Annotated in this window: 13 protein-coding genes; 8 read left to right on the top strand and 5 right to left on the bottom strand. The window is 65.9% G+C overall.

Translation table 11 applies throughout. The annotated features are described in order from the left end of the window. The first annotated feature begins 16 nt into the window (after positions 1-16). The 3 genes from BLS52_RS00690 (at position 17) to BLS52_RS00680 (ending at position 4,564) form a co-directional block, all read left to right on the top strand. Entirely contained in the window at positions 17-1,852 is a 1,836-nt protein-coding gene (locus BLS52_RS00690; RefSeq protein WP_026545999.1) for an ABC transporter ATP-binding protein, read from the top strand. A gap of 298 nt (positions 1,853-2,150) precedes the next feature. Next, positions 2,151-4,067 carry a translational GTPase TypA gene (typA, locus tag BLS52_RS00685; RefSeq protein ID WP_026546000.1) on the top strand — a complete coding sequence of 639 codons (1,917 nt, stop codon included), beginning with the start codon at positions 2,151-2,153 and terminating at the stop codon, positions 4,065-4,067. A 29-nt stretch (positions 4,068-4,096) separates the two neighbouring features. After that, complete coding sequence (locus tag BLS52_RS00680; protein WP_090584143.1) at positions 4,097-4,564, top strand: hypothetical protein; 468 nt, start codon at positions 4,097-4,099, stop codon at positions 4,562-4,564. 23 nt (positions 4,565-4,587) lie between these two features. Here the strand turns inward: BLS52_RS00680 and BLS52_RS00675 are convergent, their stop codons facing one another. Continuing rightward, positions 4,588-5,082, bottom strand: a complete 495-nt coding sequence (locus tag BLS52_RS00675) for an ArsR/SmtB family transcription factor (protein ID WP_026546002.1) — start codon at positions 5,080-5,082, stop codon at positions 4,588-4,590. Positions 5,083-5,148: 66 nt separating this feature from the next. Further along, positions 5,149-5,391 (bottom strand): putative acetyltransferase, encoded by a 243-nt coding sequence (locus tag BLS52_RS00670; protein WP_090584142.1) that lies wholly within the window; start codon positions 5,389-5,391, stop codon positions 5,149-5,151. A gap of 122 nt (positions 5,392-5,513) precedes the next feature. Here BLS52_RS00670 and fdxA point away from each other — a divergent pair, with 122 nt between their 5' ends. From fdxA to BLS52_RS00655, 3 genes are all read left to right on the top strand, one after another. After that, positions 5,514-5,840, top strand: coding sequence for a ferredoxin (fdxA, locus tag BLS52_RS00665; protein WP_026546004.1), 327 nt, complete (start codon positions 5,514-5,516; stop codon positions 5,838-5,840). A gap of 7 nt (positions 5,841-5,847) precedes the next feature. Beyond that, positions 5,848-6,984, top strand: coding sequence for a succinyldiaminopimelate transaminase (dapC, locus tag BLS52_RS00660; protein WP_281241665.1), 1,137 nt, complete (start codon positions 5,848-5,850; stop codon positions 6,982-6,984). 132 nt (positions 6,985-7,116) lie between these two features. Next, a complete protein-coding gene (locus tag BLS52_RS00655; RefSeq protein WP_090584141.1) occupies positions 7,117-8,400 on the top strand; it encodes a citrate synthase in 1,284 nt (427 codons plus the stop codon). A gap of 94 nt (positions 8,401-8,494) precedes the next feature. Here BLS52_RS00655 and galE read toward each other — a convergent pair whose 3' ends face one another. Next, positions 8,495-9,508: a UDP-glucose 4-epimerase GalE gene (gene galE, locus BLS52_RS00650; protein ID WP_026546007.1), complete on the bottom strand. Its 1,014-nt coding sequence runs from the start codon at positions 9,506-9,508 to the stop codon at positions 8,495-8,497. Positions 9,509-9,688: 180 nt separating this feature from the next. On the opposite strand from galE, the gene BLS52_RS00645 reads away from it, so the two are divergent. Next, entirely contained in the window at positions 9,689-10,300 is a 612-nt protein-coding gene (locus tag BLS52_RS00645; RefSeq protein ID WP_090584140.1) for a hypothetical protein, read from the top strand. A gap of 6 nt (positions 10,301-10,306) precedes the next feature. Here BLS52_RS00645 and BLS52_RS00640 read toward each other — a convergent pair whose 3' ends face one another. Beyond that, positions 10,307-11,176 carry a hypothetical protein gene (locus tag BLS52_RS00640; RefSeq protein ID WP_090584139.1) on the bottom strand — a complete coding sequence of 290 codons (870 nt, stop codon included), beginning with the start codon at positions 11,174-11,176 and terminating at the stop codon, positions 10,307-10,309. A 9-nt stretch (positions 11,177-11,185) separates the two neighbouring features. Beyond that, on the bottom strand, positions 11,186-12,160 hold the full coding sequence (dapD, locus tag BLS52_RS00635) for a 2,3,4,5-tetrahydropyridine-2,6-dicarboxylate N-succinyltransferase (protein WP_090584138.1): 975 nt from the start codon (positions 12,158-12,160) through the stop codon (positions 11,186-11,188). 141 nt (positions 12,161-12,301) lie between these two features. On the opposite strand from dapD, the gene dapE reads away from it, so the two are divergent. Continuing rightward, entirely contained in the window at positions 12,302-13,393 is a 1,092-nt protein-coding gene (gene dapE / locus BLS52_RS00630; RefSeq protein WP_090584137.1) for a succinyl-diaminopimelate desuccinylase, read from the top strand. Positions 13,394-13,422 lie beyond the last annotated feature (29 nt).

Genomic DNA, 13,422 nt, shown 5'->3' with positions numbered 1-13,422 from the left:
GTGGAAGGACAGCACTATGACCCACGACATTATTGACGGCAACAGGAGCGACGAACCCAGGGGAGCGGCCCGCGGACCGGTGCTCGAGGTTCGAAACCTCAGCGTGGACTTCGGTGTGGAGAAGGAGTGGGTTCCCGCTGCCATCGACCTGAACTACCACGTCAACGCGGGCGAGGTGCTGGCCATCGTGGGAGAGTCCGGTTCCGGGAAGAGCGCCAGCTCGATGGCCCTTCTCGGTCTGCTGCCCAGCAACAGCCGGGTCACCGGAGAGGTGATCCTCAATGGGAAGTCCATCCTCAACCTGTCGCCCGGCAGGCTGCGTGAGGTCCGCGGCAATGACGTCGCCGTGATCTTCCAGGAACCGATGACGGCACTCAACCCCGTTTATACGGTCGGCTTCCAGATTGTGGAGACTCTCCGGCTGCATAACGCGATCTCTCCGGACGAGGCGCGTGAGCGTGCAATCCGGCTTCTGGAAATGGTGGAGCTTCCAGACCCCGAAAAGGCCTTCCGTTCCTATCCGCACCAGCTTTCCGGGGGGCAGCGGCAGCGTGCCATGATCGCCCAGTCGCTCTCCTGTGACCCCAAACTCCTCATCGCTGACGAGCCAACGACGGCGCTCGACGTGACGGTCCAGGCCGAAATCCTCGACCTGATGCGCAACCTCCGCAACAAGCTGGACAGCGCCATTGTGCTGATCACCCATGACATGGGCGTGGTTGCCGACCTTGCGGACCGGATCGCGGTCATGCGGAAGGGCATCATCGTCGAAACCGGCACAGCTGAGAAAATCTTCAGCCGCCCGGAGCACCCTTACACCCAGGACCTGCTGGCCGCCGTGCCGCATCTGGGCCAGGGCTCCGAGGGCAGGGGCGACGACGTCGACATCACGGCAGCGCTGGCGGCCGCTACCAAATCGGAGCTTGCGGGGGTGGACGCGGTGGAGCTCGAGCGGCGGGAACGCGCCGTGCTTGCCGGTCTGGAAGAGGAGATTCAGGCCGAACGTGAGAGCCGGGGCGAGGCGGTCCTCGAACTGGTGGATGTAGCCATCGAGTATCCGAAGCAGGGCAGGGTTCCGGCATTCCGTGCAGTGGAGAAGGCGACACTGAGCATTCGTCCGGGCGAGGTCATGGGCCTGGTAGGCGAGTCCGGTTCCGGCAAGACCACCATCGGCCGGGCGGCCGTCGGGCTGCTTCCGGTGGCGGAAGGGTCACTGCGGGTGGTCGGCACGGACATCTCCGGCTTCAAGCCCACCTCGCGTGAACTGGGAGCGGTACGGCGCAACGTGGGGATGGTCTTCCAGGACCCGTCCTCGTCGCTGAACCCGCGGTTGCCCATCGGTGAAAGCATCGGCGAACCGATGTACCTCGCCGGAGTTGCGAAGGGCGGTCAGCTCCAGAAGCGGATCGAGACGCTGCTCGACCAGGTGGAACTGCCGCGCTCCTACCGCAACCGCTATCCGCATGAACTCTCCGGAGGTCAGAAGCAGCGCGTCGGCATTGCCCGCGCCCTGTCGCTGAAACCCAAACTCATGGTCGCCGACGAGCCGACGTCTGCCCTGGACGTTTCGGTGCAGGCCAAGGTCCTGGAGCTGTTCCAGAACCTGCAGCAGGAAATGGGATTCGCGTGCCTGTTCGTGACCCACGACCTCGCGGTGGTTGACGTCCTCGCCGACCACATCTGCGTGATGCGCCGCGGCAGGATCGTAGAACAGGGCACCCGGGACCAGATCCTGCGAAACCCGCAGGACCCCTATACCCAGCGGCTGCTCGCGGCCGTGCCGCTGCCGGATCCGGAAAAGCAGCGGGAACGGCGGGAACTCCGGGCGCGCCTGCTCGCCGCGGCGGAGTAGTTCCACTCACAGAACGACGGCGATGCCCCGGCGATCACCACGCAGGCGGGCATCGCCGTCGTTTCCTTGCAAAGACTCCTACGCCGTCGCGCCGTATCAAAGGCCCACGACGGAAGCGCGCGGTCCTTGCTTTCAGGGGTTCGTGACCGGGGTTCGAGGGGGTTCACCGGCCAGGGATCAACGGTCCCGTTAGGCCATCTTTTGCGGAGAGCTTAGACTGGTCATAGTGCGCGCTGTGCTGCCCGCTTCCATTTTTCCTGACACTCACGTGTTTCCCCTAAGAATCGAGTTCTCCCGCATGTCTGTTTCCACGAGCAACACTGCAATCCGCAGTGACCTCCGCAACGTTGCCATCGTGGCGCACGTCGACCATGGCAAGACGACGCTCGTCGACGCGATGCTGCGGCAGACCAACTCCTTCGCCAGCCACGGCGAGGTTGCTGACAGGGTCATGGACTCCGGCGATCTGGAGCGGGAGAAGGGCATCACCATCCTCGCCAAGAACACCACGGTGTTCTACGAGGGCCCCTCGGCCAAGGGCGAGCGCATCACCATCAACGTGATCGACACCCCGGGCCACGCCGACTTCGGCGGCGAGGTGGAGCGCGGCCTGTCCATGGTGGACGGCGTGGTGCTGCTGGTGGATGCTTCGGAAGGTCCTCTCCCGCAGACGCGCTTTGTGCTGCGCAAGGCCCTTGCCGCGAAGCTGCCGGTTGTGCTGCTGGTCAACAAGACCGACCGTCCGGACTCGCGCATCGACGAGGTTGTTTCCGAGTCGATGGACCTGCTCCTCGGCCTGGCCTCGGACCTGTCGGATGAGGTTCCCGACCTGGACCTCGACTCCGTCCTCAACGTTCCCGTGGTGTACGCCGCCGCCCGTGTGGGCGCAGCGTCCCTCGACCAGCCCGCGGACGGCTCAGCGCCGGACAATGACAACCTTGAGCCGCTCTTCAAGACCATCATCGAGCACATCCCGGCGCCGAGCTACGATCCCAACGGCGTCCTCCAGGCACACGTCACCAACCTTGACGCCTCGCCCTTCCTCGGGCGCCTGGCACTGCTGCGCATCTTCAACGGAACACTCCGCAAGGGCCAGCACGTAGCCTGGGCGCGCCAGAACGGTGAGCTCAAGACCGTCAAGATCACTGAACTGCTCGCCACCAAGGCGCTGGACCGGGTGCCGGCAGAGTCTGCAGGCCCCGGTGAGATTGTCGCCGTAGCCGGCATCGAGGACATCACCATCGGCGAGACGCTCACCGATGTCGACAACCCGCAGCCGCTCCCGCTGATCACCGTCGATGACCCCGCCATCTCGGTCACCATCGGCATCAACACCTCACCCCTGGCCGGAAAGGTCAAGGGAGCAAAGGTCACCGCACGTCAGGTGAAGGACCGCCTCGACAAGGAGCTCATCGGTAACGTGTCGCTGCGGGTGCTTCCCACCGCCCGCCCCGATGCCTGGGAGGTTCAGGGCCGCGGCGAGCTGGCACTGGCCATCCTCGTGGAGCAGATGCGCCGTGAAGGCTTCGAACTGACCGTGGGCAAGCCCCAGGTGGTCACGCGGACCGTTGACGGCAAGGTCCACGAGCCGATGGAACACATGACCATCGACGTTCCCGAGGAATACCTCGGCGGCGTTACCCAGCTGATGGCCGCACGCAAGGGCCGCATGACCAACATGGCCAACCACGGCACCGGCTGGGTCCGGATGGAGTTCATTGTCCCGGCCCGCGGCCTCATCGGCTTCCGTACCCGCTTCCTGACCGACACCCGCGGCGCCGGCATCGCGTCCTCCTACTCCGAGGGCTACGAGCCCTGGGCCGGCGACATCGAATACCGGACCAACGGGTCGATGATCGCCGACCGTTCCGGCGTGGTCACCCCGTTCGCCATGATCAACCTGCAGGAGCGCGGCTCGTTCTTCGTGGAGCCCACCTCCGAGGTATATGAAGGCATGATCGTCGGCGAGAACTCGCGGGCGGACGACATGGACGTCAACATCACCAAGGAAAAGAAGCTCACCAACATGCGTGCGGCTTCCTCGGACAGCTTCGAGAACCTCACCCCTCCGCGCAAGCTCACGCTCGAGGAATCCCTCGAGTTTGCCCGCGAGGACGAGTGCGTTGAGGTCACGCCCGAATCAATCCGTATCCGCAAGGTCATCCTGGACGCCAACGAGCGCATGCGCGCCGCGCGTTCACGCGCCCGCGCCTAAGGCGGCAGGGCCCGGTTCCCGGCAGATCCGTGGAGATCCGGAAGCAGAGGAACGACGACGACGGCAGCAACGCCGGCGTCGTCATTCCTTCTTCCGTATCCAGCAGATGGCCCGGCCGGCTTGCCGCGGTGCTCGGCGGAATACTGGCGGCTGGTCTGGGCACCGCTCTCCACGCCCACATCTGGTACCTGGCCGGTATCGGGCTCCCTGCGGGCGCGATCGGCGCCGTGCTGCTGGCGACCTGCATTGCGGTATTCGTGGCGGTGGCGGCTCGCAGCGTGCCGCTCGCGGCGTTGACCGGGGTAGTGGCGTATGTACTGGTGGGACTGACGGCGTCGTTCTCCGCCGGCGGCGTCATCGCGGCGGGCGTGGAGTTGGACGGTGCGGTGCCGCCCGTCGGCGTGGCCGGCTATGTGTGGGTAGTGGGGCTGGCCGTCGGGACGGTCACAGCGGTTGCGGTCTCCTGGTGGGCGTTGCGGCCCCCGCGGAGACGCTGAATTCCAGCCGGCCGGCAGCCGGTTCAGTCAGCGGTGCGGTCCAGGTGGTGGGCCAGCATGATGGACGTCGCCGTCCCGTCCTCGTCCGAGCCGTGCCGGGCATATTCTTCGAAGACAGCGCGGATCTTGCCCATCATCTCAGCTCTGTTGGCATCATTGAGACGCACGCCGAGACGCCAGACGTCGATCTCCGACGGGCTCAACCCCTCGATCTCCTGCAGGAAGGTCTCCACCAGCACCGGAGCGGCGTTCGGCATCCGGCTGCCCCAGGACAGGCCGGTTGCCCGGTACGGGATTTCCTTTGCTCCGCGGTTGCCCGTGCGCGGCTCTTCGGCACGCAGGAACCCCGTTGCCAGCAGGGTTCGCACATGGTGCAGCGCCGTGGCGGGGTTCAGATCCAGCACCTCGGCGATTTCCTTGTTGGTCCGTGCCTTGTGCAGGCAGAGCCGGAGGATCCTGAGCCTGACGGGGGCGCTCAGTGCCCTCCCGCGTGCCTGGACGTCCTCATCTGTTTCCATATTCAAAAGCATACGTCAGCAGGGTGCACTGATTGAACTTAGTCAATCGCGTAGGGCGGCGGTCGGTCACCGATCGGGATTTGCCCGGGGACGGCGCCGTGTGGGCGGCGGCGGAACGGGTTTCGCTGCCGTCACTGCGGACAGTGGAACGACGACGTCACCTTTCCTGCCCGCGACGGTGCAGGACGCAGAGTCCCGCGCCGTCAGGTTCCCGAGGGCATCGGTGAGGCCACCCTCGATGCGGTACCGGACCACCACCCTCGTGCCCAGCGGCAGGGAGGTAAGCAGTTCCGCGGGCGGTCGGGTCATGCGCCAAGCCTGTCATATTACGGAGGGGCCCGGCTGATGCAGTTCCGAACTCCCGTTGCGTTAAGCTGGAACGGCGACGTAATGCCGGGAACGGCACCAGAATCCGAGGGAAGGCGTGGGACGTGACCTACGTAATCGCACAGCCGTGCGTGGATGTGAAAGACAAGGCCTGCATTGAGGAATGCCCGGTCGACTGCATCTATGAAGGTGAACGCTCGCTGTACATCCACCCGGATGAGTGCGTGGACTGTGGAGCCTGCGAGCCGGTCTGCCCGGTCGAGGCAATCTACTACGAGGACGACACTCCTGAGGAGTGGGCCGACTACTACAAGGCCAATGTCGAGTTCTTCGATGACCTTGGGTCGCCGGGCGGAGCCGCGAAGCTCGGAAACACGGGCAAGGACCACCCGTTGATCGCTGCGCTGCCGCCGCAGAACCAACAGGTGTGACAGCAGCGTGACACAGAACCGGGCCTTCGGGCTCAATCTTCCGGACTATCCGTGGGACGCCATGGCGCCCTACGTCCAGGAGGCGCAGCAGCATCCCGGCGGCGCCGTCAACCTGTCGATCGGCACTCCGGTGGATCCCACGCCGGAGCTCGTGCAGCGCGCTCTCCGCGACGCGTCCAACGCGCCGGGGTATCCCACCACCCACGGCACGCCGGAACTGAGGGAAGCGATCAGCGGCTGGTACCGCCGTCGGCGTTCCGTCACACTGGACCCCGCGGACATCCTGCCGACCGTCGGCTCAAAGGAGCTCGTGGCGTGGCTGCCGACCCTCCTCGGGCTGGGAGCGGGCGACGTCGTTGTCCGTCCAACAGTCGCCTACCCCACCTATGACATGGGGGCTCACTTTGCCGGGGCAACACCGGTCGCAGCGGATTCGCTCGCGGAGCTGGACTCCGCGACGCGCGCGCGGGTGCGCCTGGTGTGGGTCAATTCGCCGTCCAACCCCACCGGCGCGGTCCAGGACGTGGCGGCGCTGAAGGCCATTGTCGACGACGCCCGTGCACTGGGTGCCATGGTCGCCTCCGATGAGTGCTACGCCGAGCTGGGGTGGGGGGCCTGGGATCCTGACCGCGGCGGACAGGCTGTTCCCAGCATCCTCGATGAGCGGGTCAGCGGCGGCTCGGCCGATCTGCTGCTGTCCGTCTACTCGCTGAGCAAGCAGTCAAACCTGGCCGGTTACCGCGCGGCGTTCGTGGCCGGCGACAGCGCTGTGCTGCCGAACCTCATCAACTCCCGCAAGCATGCCGGGATGATTGTCCCGTTCCCGGTTCAGGAAGCCATGCGGGCGGCACTCGCTGACGATGCGCATGTCGCCGCCCAGAAGAATCTCTACCGGGCGCGGCGGGATCAGCTGATCCCGGCACTCGAAGCGTTCGGCCTGACCATTCACTCCTCGGATGCAGGCCTCTACCTGTGGGCGAGCGCGGGGGAAGACACCTGGCTCACCGTGAAGCGCTTTGCTGAGCTTGGGATCATCGTCGGTCCGGGCACCTTCTACGGTGACGCCGGGAACGGTTTTGTCCGGGTCGCGCTGACCGGTTCCGACGAGCGGGTTGCTGCGGCGGCTGCCCGGCTCATGGGCTGAGATCGTGTTGCTATTGCACAACAACGGGCCTATCAATTAGTGCTGGAGGCGTCTGTGCCGGTAGCGTTTTAGCTGACTACGCTGATCCAGCCAATCACGCATGCTTTTCCATAAGCTCCACAAGGAGAGTCAATGACTGAGCACAACGGCGCCTCACTCCAGTATGACGGAGGAAGCCTGAGCCTCCCGCTGATCCAAGCGGCAGAGGGCAACCATGGATACGATGTCTCGAAGCTTCTGAAGCAGACAGGTGCCGTTACCTTCGACCCCGGTTTCATGAACACCGCGGCCACCACCTCAGCGATCACCTACATCGACGGCGACGAGGGGATCCTGCGCTACCGCGGCTACCCGATCGACCAGCTCGCGCAGCACTCAAGCTTCCTCGAAGTTTCCTACCTGCTGATCTACGGTGAACTGCCGACGCCCACGGAGCTGGACGCCTTCGACCAGCGCATCCGCCGCCACACCCTGCTGCACGAGGAGCTCAAGGGCTTCTTCGGCGGTTTCCCGCGGGACGCGCACCCCATGCCGGTGCTCTCCTCCGCCGTCTCCGCTCTGTCGACGTTCTATCAGGACTCGCTGGACCCGTTCGACGACGAGCAGGTGGAGCTGTCCACCTTCCGGCTGATGGCCAAGCTTCCCGTCATTGCCGCCTACGCGCACAAGAAGTCGATCGGCCAGCCGATGTTGTACCCGGACAACTCCATGAACCTCGTGGAGAACTTCATGCGCCTGTCCTTCGGCCTCCCGGCCGAGCCCTATGACCTGGATCCCACCATGGTCAAGGCCCTTGACCTGCTGCTGATCCTCCACGCGGACCACGAGCAGAACTGTTCCACCTCCACGGTCCGGCTGGTGGGCAGTTCCAACGCGAACATGTTCGCGTCGATCTCGGCCGGCATCAACGCACTCTTCGGACCGCTGCACGGCGGCGCCAACGAGGCAGTGCTGAACATGCTGCGGCAGATCCAGGCGAGGGGCATGCAGCCCGAGGACTTCATGGAGAAGGTCAAGAACAAGGAAGACGGCGTGAAGCTCATGGGCTTCGGGCACCGCGTCTACAAGAACTATGACCCGCGCGCGAAGATCGTCAAGGCTACCGCCCACGAGATCCTGAGCAAGCTCGGCGGCAACGATGAACTCCTCGAGATCGCCATGCGCCTCGAGGAGAAGGCCCTCGCCGATGACTACTTCATCGAGCGGAAGCTCTACCCGAACGTGGACTTCTACACCGGCCTGATCTACAAGGCCATGGGTTTCCCGGAAAAGATGTTCACCGTGCTGTTCGCCATCGGCCGCCTTCCGGGCTGGATCGCCCAGTGGCGCGAAATGATGCAGGATCCGCAGACCAAGATCGGCCGTCCGCGCCAGCTCTACACGGGTGCCGGGGAGCGTCACTACCCCGCACGGTAGGGACAGGGAACACAGAACCAATACGACGACGGCCGGTCACCTTCGCTGGGAAGGTGACCGGCCGTCGTCGTACACGGTGTCCTGAAATGCAGGATCAGGAAGCGTAGCCTTCGGGGTTGTTCTTCTGCCAGCGCCAGTGGTCTTCACACATCTCATCCAGTGTCCGGTGGGCCGACCAGCCGAGGTCAGCAAGCGCGGACGAGGGATCGGCGTAACTGACGGCGGCGTCGCCCGGGCGCCGCGGCGCGAACTCGTAGGGAATCTCGTGGCCGGCGGCTTTCGAGAACGCCGCCAGGACCTCCAGTACCGACGAGCCGTGTCCGGTTCCGAGGTTCCAGCGGTGGACCCCGGAGTGGGTGGTGAGGTAGTTCAGGGCGGCAACGTGGCCGTCCGCGAGGTCAACCACATGGATGTAGTCCCGGATTCCAGTGCCGTCGGGAGTGGGGTAGTCGTTGCCGAAGACCATGACCTTTTCCCGCCTGCCCACCGCAACCTGCGCCACAAAGGGGAGCAGGTTGTTCGGCACGCCGGTGGGGTCCTCGCCGATGCGGCCCGACTTGTGCGCGCCCACCGGGTTGAAGTAGCGCAGCAGGGCGATGTTCCACCGGCCGTCCGAGGCACCGACGTCGCTCAGGATGTCCTCGATCTGTTCCTTGGTGCGCCCGTAGGGGTTGGTGGCGTCCAGCGGCATCTTCTCGATGAGGGGGACCTCCTCGGAGGCGCCGTACACTGTGGCTGAGGAGCTGAACACCAGCGTGCGCACGTTGTGCCGGTCCATGGTCCGCAGAAGGTTGAGGGTGCCGCCGACGTTGTTGTGGTAGTAAAACAGCGGCTTCTCCACCGACTCACCGACAGCCTTTAATCCGGCGAAGTGAATCACCGCGTCAACCGCTTCAGTCTCGAACACGGCATCGAGGGCAGGTTCGTCCAGCAGGTCAACCTTGCGGAAGGTGAGCTCGCGTCCAGCCAGTTCCTCCACCCGCCTCAGGGCGGTTTCACTTGAGTTGTAGAGATTGTCCACCACGACGACGTCGTGCCCCGCCTCCAGGAGCGCCAGTGTGGTGTGCGAGCCGATGTAACCGCTTCCGCCGGTAACGAGAATCTTCATGCGATCAAGCCTACCGACCGAGTGCCCCGGGCCGGGCGAGTAAGGCGGAGGAAGTCGGTATGCACCCGTGGGAAGTCGGCGGGCCGGCACCTCTGGAGGCGACCGGCCTATCGGTCTACCCTTGGAGGACACGCGCACACAGCCGGTCGGGTATTGCCGACGGAGAGGCCAGGGCCACACATGCACGTCAACGGAGCGACCTCCTGGAGGGTGGGAGCGGCTTCCTCGCTGGCGATGTGTTTTGCGCTGTACCTGCGGGACTGCGCCGGGCTTGGTGTGATCGGCCGTCCGGCGGTATCCCCGGTGAAACCGTCGCCGCATTGCGTTGACCCGCGGCAGACGGTCCACTCCGTCGGCGGGATCACAGCGCTGAGGGTCGAGTGGGAGGCCTGGTGGTACGAGCTTGTTGCCGCACATGGGGACGGCTCGGCGCTGCCTACGCCGCCGGAATTCCCGGAACTGGATGCCATGCCGGCCCTGCAGCGGCTCACCCATGCACACTACGGAACCGCGCTGGCCTGGAGCCAGGAACGCGATGCAGCCTGGCGGCAGCGGGAGCTTCGGCGGATGCGCAACGGCGGTCGGCGACGCTTCAACGAGCTGGTTCAGGAGCGCGAGCTCGAGCTCGGCCGGCCCGCGAGGAACTTCTCCCTCGCCGTCGTCGAGTTGCCGTTGAGCGAGACCCGGGCCTGGTATGTGGAACCGGACATGCTCATCATGAGTGAAGACCTGTACGACGACGAGGCCCTCTTCCGGAGCTACGTGCAGCCGGTGGTGGAAATCATCGCGTAGGCACCGTCAGGCTGGAACCACGGCTACCGTGATCAGGACCTCGCCGGTCTCCGTTTCCGCGGTGGTCCAACCGCCGTCGGACCGGTTCCACTGCAGTCCGGCATGGGACACCGCGCTGATGCCGAGCGCATCGGCATGGGCAACCGCAAACTGGGCGGCCGCCCACCCCTGGGAGCCGGACGCTCCTGCCACCAGACCCTGATCTGCGGGTGCGGTGGGCAGGCCGGGGAAAACGGCGGCGAGGCGGTCCGCCACGGCGGCCGGGTCCCCGGACTGCTCCGGTTTGCGCAGCACGCAGTTCAGCGAGGCGGGGGACTGGCCCGTCAGCGCGGACGCGAACGCCCGAGCTTCGGGTTCATGGTCCGCGTAGGCGTCCGGGTAGGCGCTGCGCTGCACCAGCTGTGCGGCCTCGGTGATGGGCAGGCTCTGGTAGCCCGGGACGGTGACCAGTGCGTCGTAGAAAGCGCCTGCGGCGTAGACAGGATCCAGAACCTGCTCCTGCGTACCCCAACCCTGGGAGGGGCGCTGCTGGAACAATCCACGCGAGTCCGGGCCTGCCTGGTCACCGTAGTTGAGGTTGCGCAGGCCGGACTCCTGCACAGCGGTGGCGAGGGCAATGGAGGCGGCGCGCGGGGGCAGACCGCGGCTGACGGCGACCCCCGCAATGGTGGACGCATTCATTGCCTGCTCGGGAGCCAACTCGTACGTGTCGGTACCGACGACGGCACTGCACCGTTCGCGCACCAGCACCTCGGAGGAATTCAGCTGGGTGACGGCAAGGTAGGCCCCGCCGCCGACCACAGCCACGAGGCCCGTGAGAACGCCCGCTGTGCGGAGCCGGCGACGGCGTCGGGCCTGCGACTTGGTCTGCGGCATACCGGTTGCCTAGTTGGCGTGCAAGGCCGCGTTCAACGCGATTCCCTGACCCGACCGCTGACGTGCTTCGACGACGCCGGTGGTGGAGTTGCGGATGAAGAGGACGCCTGATTGCCCGGAGAGCTCGGCGGCCTTGACGACCGAACCGTCCGGAAGTGTCACCTTGGTTCCGGCGGTGATGTACAGGCCCGCCTCCACGACGCAGTCATCGCCGAGGGAGATGCCGATGCCGGCCTGGGCGCTCAACAGGCAGCGCTCACCGATGCTGATACGTTCCTTGCCGCCGCCGGAGAGAGTGCCCATGATGGACGATCCGCCGCCGATGTCCGACCCGTTGCCCACGACGACACCGGCGGAAATGCGTCCCTCGACCATTGAATGCCCGAGCGTCCCGGCGTTGAAGTTCACAAAGCCCTCGTGCATGACGGTGGTGCCCTCCGCCAGGTGGGCGCCCAGGCGGACGCGGTCGGCGTCCGCGATCCGGACGCCGGAGGGCATTACGTAGTCAACCATGCGCGGGAACTTGTCCACGCCGTACACCACGACGGCGCCGCGGGAGCGCAGGCGAAGGCGGGTGGTCTCGAATCCGTTGACGGTGCAGGGCCCGAAGTTGGTCCACACCACGTTGGCGAGTAGACCGAAGATGCCGTCGAGATTGATGGTGTTCGGCTGCACCAGCCGGTGGGAGAGCAGATGGAGCCGCAGGTAGGCGTCCGCCGCGTCAGTGGGGGCTTCATCGAGGCGTGAGGAAGTGGTCATCACCTCCTGGGTGACGCTGCGCAGCGCATCCGGAGCGGCGAGGGCCGCGAGCTCGGTGACCAGCGTTTCCGACCCGGAATCACCGGCAGCTTCGCCTAGAACCGGCTGGGGATACCAGACGTCGAGCACCGTGCCGTCCTCGGCCAGGGTGGCAAGGCCAACGCCGGAAGCCGTCCGGGGGTCAGTTGCGGGTGAGGTCAGGGGAGCGGAAGCGGTTTCAGTCATGGCCTCCATTCTACCGAGTGGCACCCGCCGGCTTCCCACCCCTCGCTTCGCTCGGCGCGGGGCCCTCGGCCACTACGCGCTTCCGGCCTCCCACCCCTCGCTTCGCTCGGCGCGGGGCCCTCGGCCACTACGCTGGAACCCATGACTGACTCCGTGTTGACCCGCCTTGATCCCCGAGCCGACGTCGCGAAGCTCACCGCCGACCTCATCGACATCGACAGTGTCTCGGGCAATGAGCGGGTTCTTGCTGATGCGGTGGAGGACCTCCTCCGCTCGTGTTCGCATCTCGAGGTGATCCGGGACGGAGACTCGCTCGTCGCACGGACCTCGCTGGGACGGGCCGAGCGGGTGATCCTCGCGGGGCACCTCGATACGGTCCCGCTTCCGCGCGTACCGGGTTCCCGCGGCACTGTCCCCAGTTTATGGGACGGCGAGGTTCTCTACGGCCGGGGGGCCACGGACATGAAGGGCGGCGTCGCGGTGCAGCTGGCACTGGCCGCCGCGTTGACGGAGCCCACCCGGGACATCACCTACGTCTTCTACGACCACGAGGAAGTCGAGGCGGCGCTCAGCGGTCTCGGCCGGCTCGTCGAGAAATATCCCGCCTGGCTCGTGGGCGACTTCGCCGTGCTGCTCGAACCGACTGACGGGACCGTTGAAGGCGGCTGCAACGGCACCGCCCGGTTCAACGTCACGACGACGGGCCGGGCAGCACACTCAGCCCGCGCCTGGATGGGCGAGAATGCGATCCACAAGGCGGCGGAGGTGCTGGTGCGTTTGAGGGAGCACGAGCCCGCAACCGTGTCCGTCGACGGTCTCGACTTCCGGGAAAGCCTTAACGCCGTCCTGATCAGTGGCGGCACCGCCGGAAACGTCATTCCGGACCGCGCCGTGGTTGAGGTGAACTACCGGTTTGCCCCGGACAAAACGCCGGAGGAAGCGGAGGAGTACGTCCGGCAGCTCCTCCATGGTTTCGACGTGGAGCGGACCGACGCCGCTGCCGGGGCCCGTCCCGGGCTGGACCATCCCGCCGCTGCTGCTTTTGTCCAGGCGGTGGGCGCCGAACCGAAACCCAAATACGGCTGGACCGACGTCGCACGATTCAGTGCGCTGGGAGTGCCTGCCGTGAATTTCGGTCCGGGTGACGCCCTGCTGGCCCACTCAGATGACGAGCACGTGCACGCCGAAGCGATCCGCGCCTGCCTCAAGGCGTTAAACGACTGGCTCGCCTGAAGCCGGTAGGCCAAGGCGAGCCAGTTGGC

Origin of the sequence: Arthrobacter subterraneus, from assembly GCF_900099735.1 — a bacterium.
In the GTDB taxonomy this organism is placed as follows: domain Bacteria; phylum Actinomycetota; class Actinomycetes; order Actinomycetales; family Micrococcaceae; genus Arthrobacter_D; species Arthrobacter_D subterraneus.
The sequence above is the reverse complement of the archived record's forward strand: the minus strand, read 5'-3'. Positions and strand labels throughout refer to the sequence as shown.

What these genes read in the sequence shown, in the direction of transcription:
- BLS52_RS00690 (WP_026545999.1), top strand. Translation starts at nt 17, where the DNA reads ATGACCCACGACATTATTGACGGCAACAGGAGCGACGAACCCAGGGGA.
- typA (WP_026546000.1), top strand. Translation starts at nt 2,151, where the DNA reads ATGTCTGTTTCCACGAGCAACACTGCAATCCGCAGTGACCTCCGCAAC.
- BLS52_RS00675 (WP_026546002.1), bottom strand. Translation starts at nt 5,082, where the DNA reads ATGGAAACAGATGAGGACGTCCAGGCACGCGGGAGGGCACTGAGCGCC.
- BLS52_RS00670 (WP_090584142.1), bottom strand. Translation starts at nt 5,391, where the DNA reads ATGACCCGACCGCCCGCGGAACTGCTTACCTCCCTGCCGCTGGGCACG.
- BLS52_RS00655 (WP_090584141.1), top strand. Translation starts at nt 7,117, where the DNA reads ATGACTGAGCACAACGGCGCCTCACTCCAGTATGACGGAGGAAGCCTG.
- galE (WP_026546007.1), bottom strand. Translation starts at nt 9,508, where the DNA reads ATGAAGATTCTCGTTACCGGCGGAAGCGGTTACATCGGCTCGCACACC.
- BLS52_RS00645 (WP_090584140.1), top strand. Translation starts at nt 9,689, where the DNA reads ATGCACGTCAACGGAGCGACCTCCTGGAGGGTGGGAGCGGCTTCCTCG.
- BLS52_RS00640 (WP_090584139.1), bottom strand. Translation starts at nt 11,176, where the DNA reads ATGCCGCAGACCAAGTCGCAGGCCCGACGCCGTCGCCGGCTCCGCACA.
- dapD (WP_090584138.1), bottom strand. Translation starts at nt 12,160, where the DNA reads ATGACTGAAACCGCTTCCGCTCCCCTGACCTCACCCGCAACTGACCCC.
- dapE (WP_090584137.1), top strand. Translation starts at nt 12,302, where the DNA reads ATGACTGACTCCGTGTTGACCCGCCTTGATCCCCGAGCCGACGTCGCG.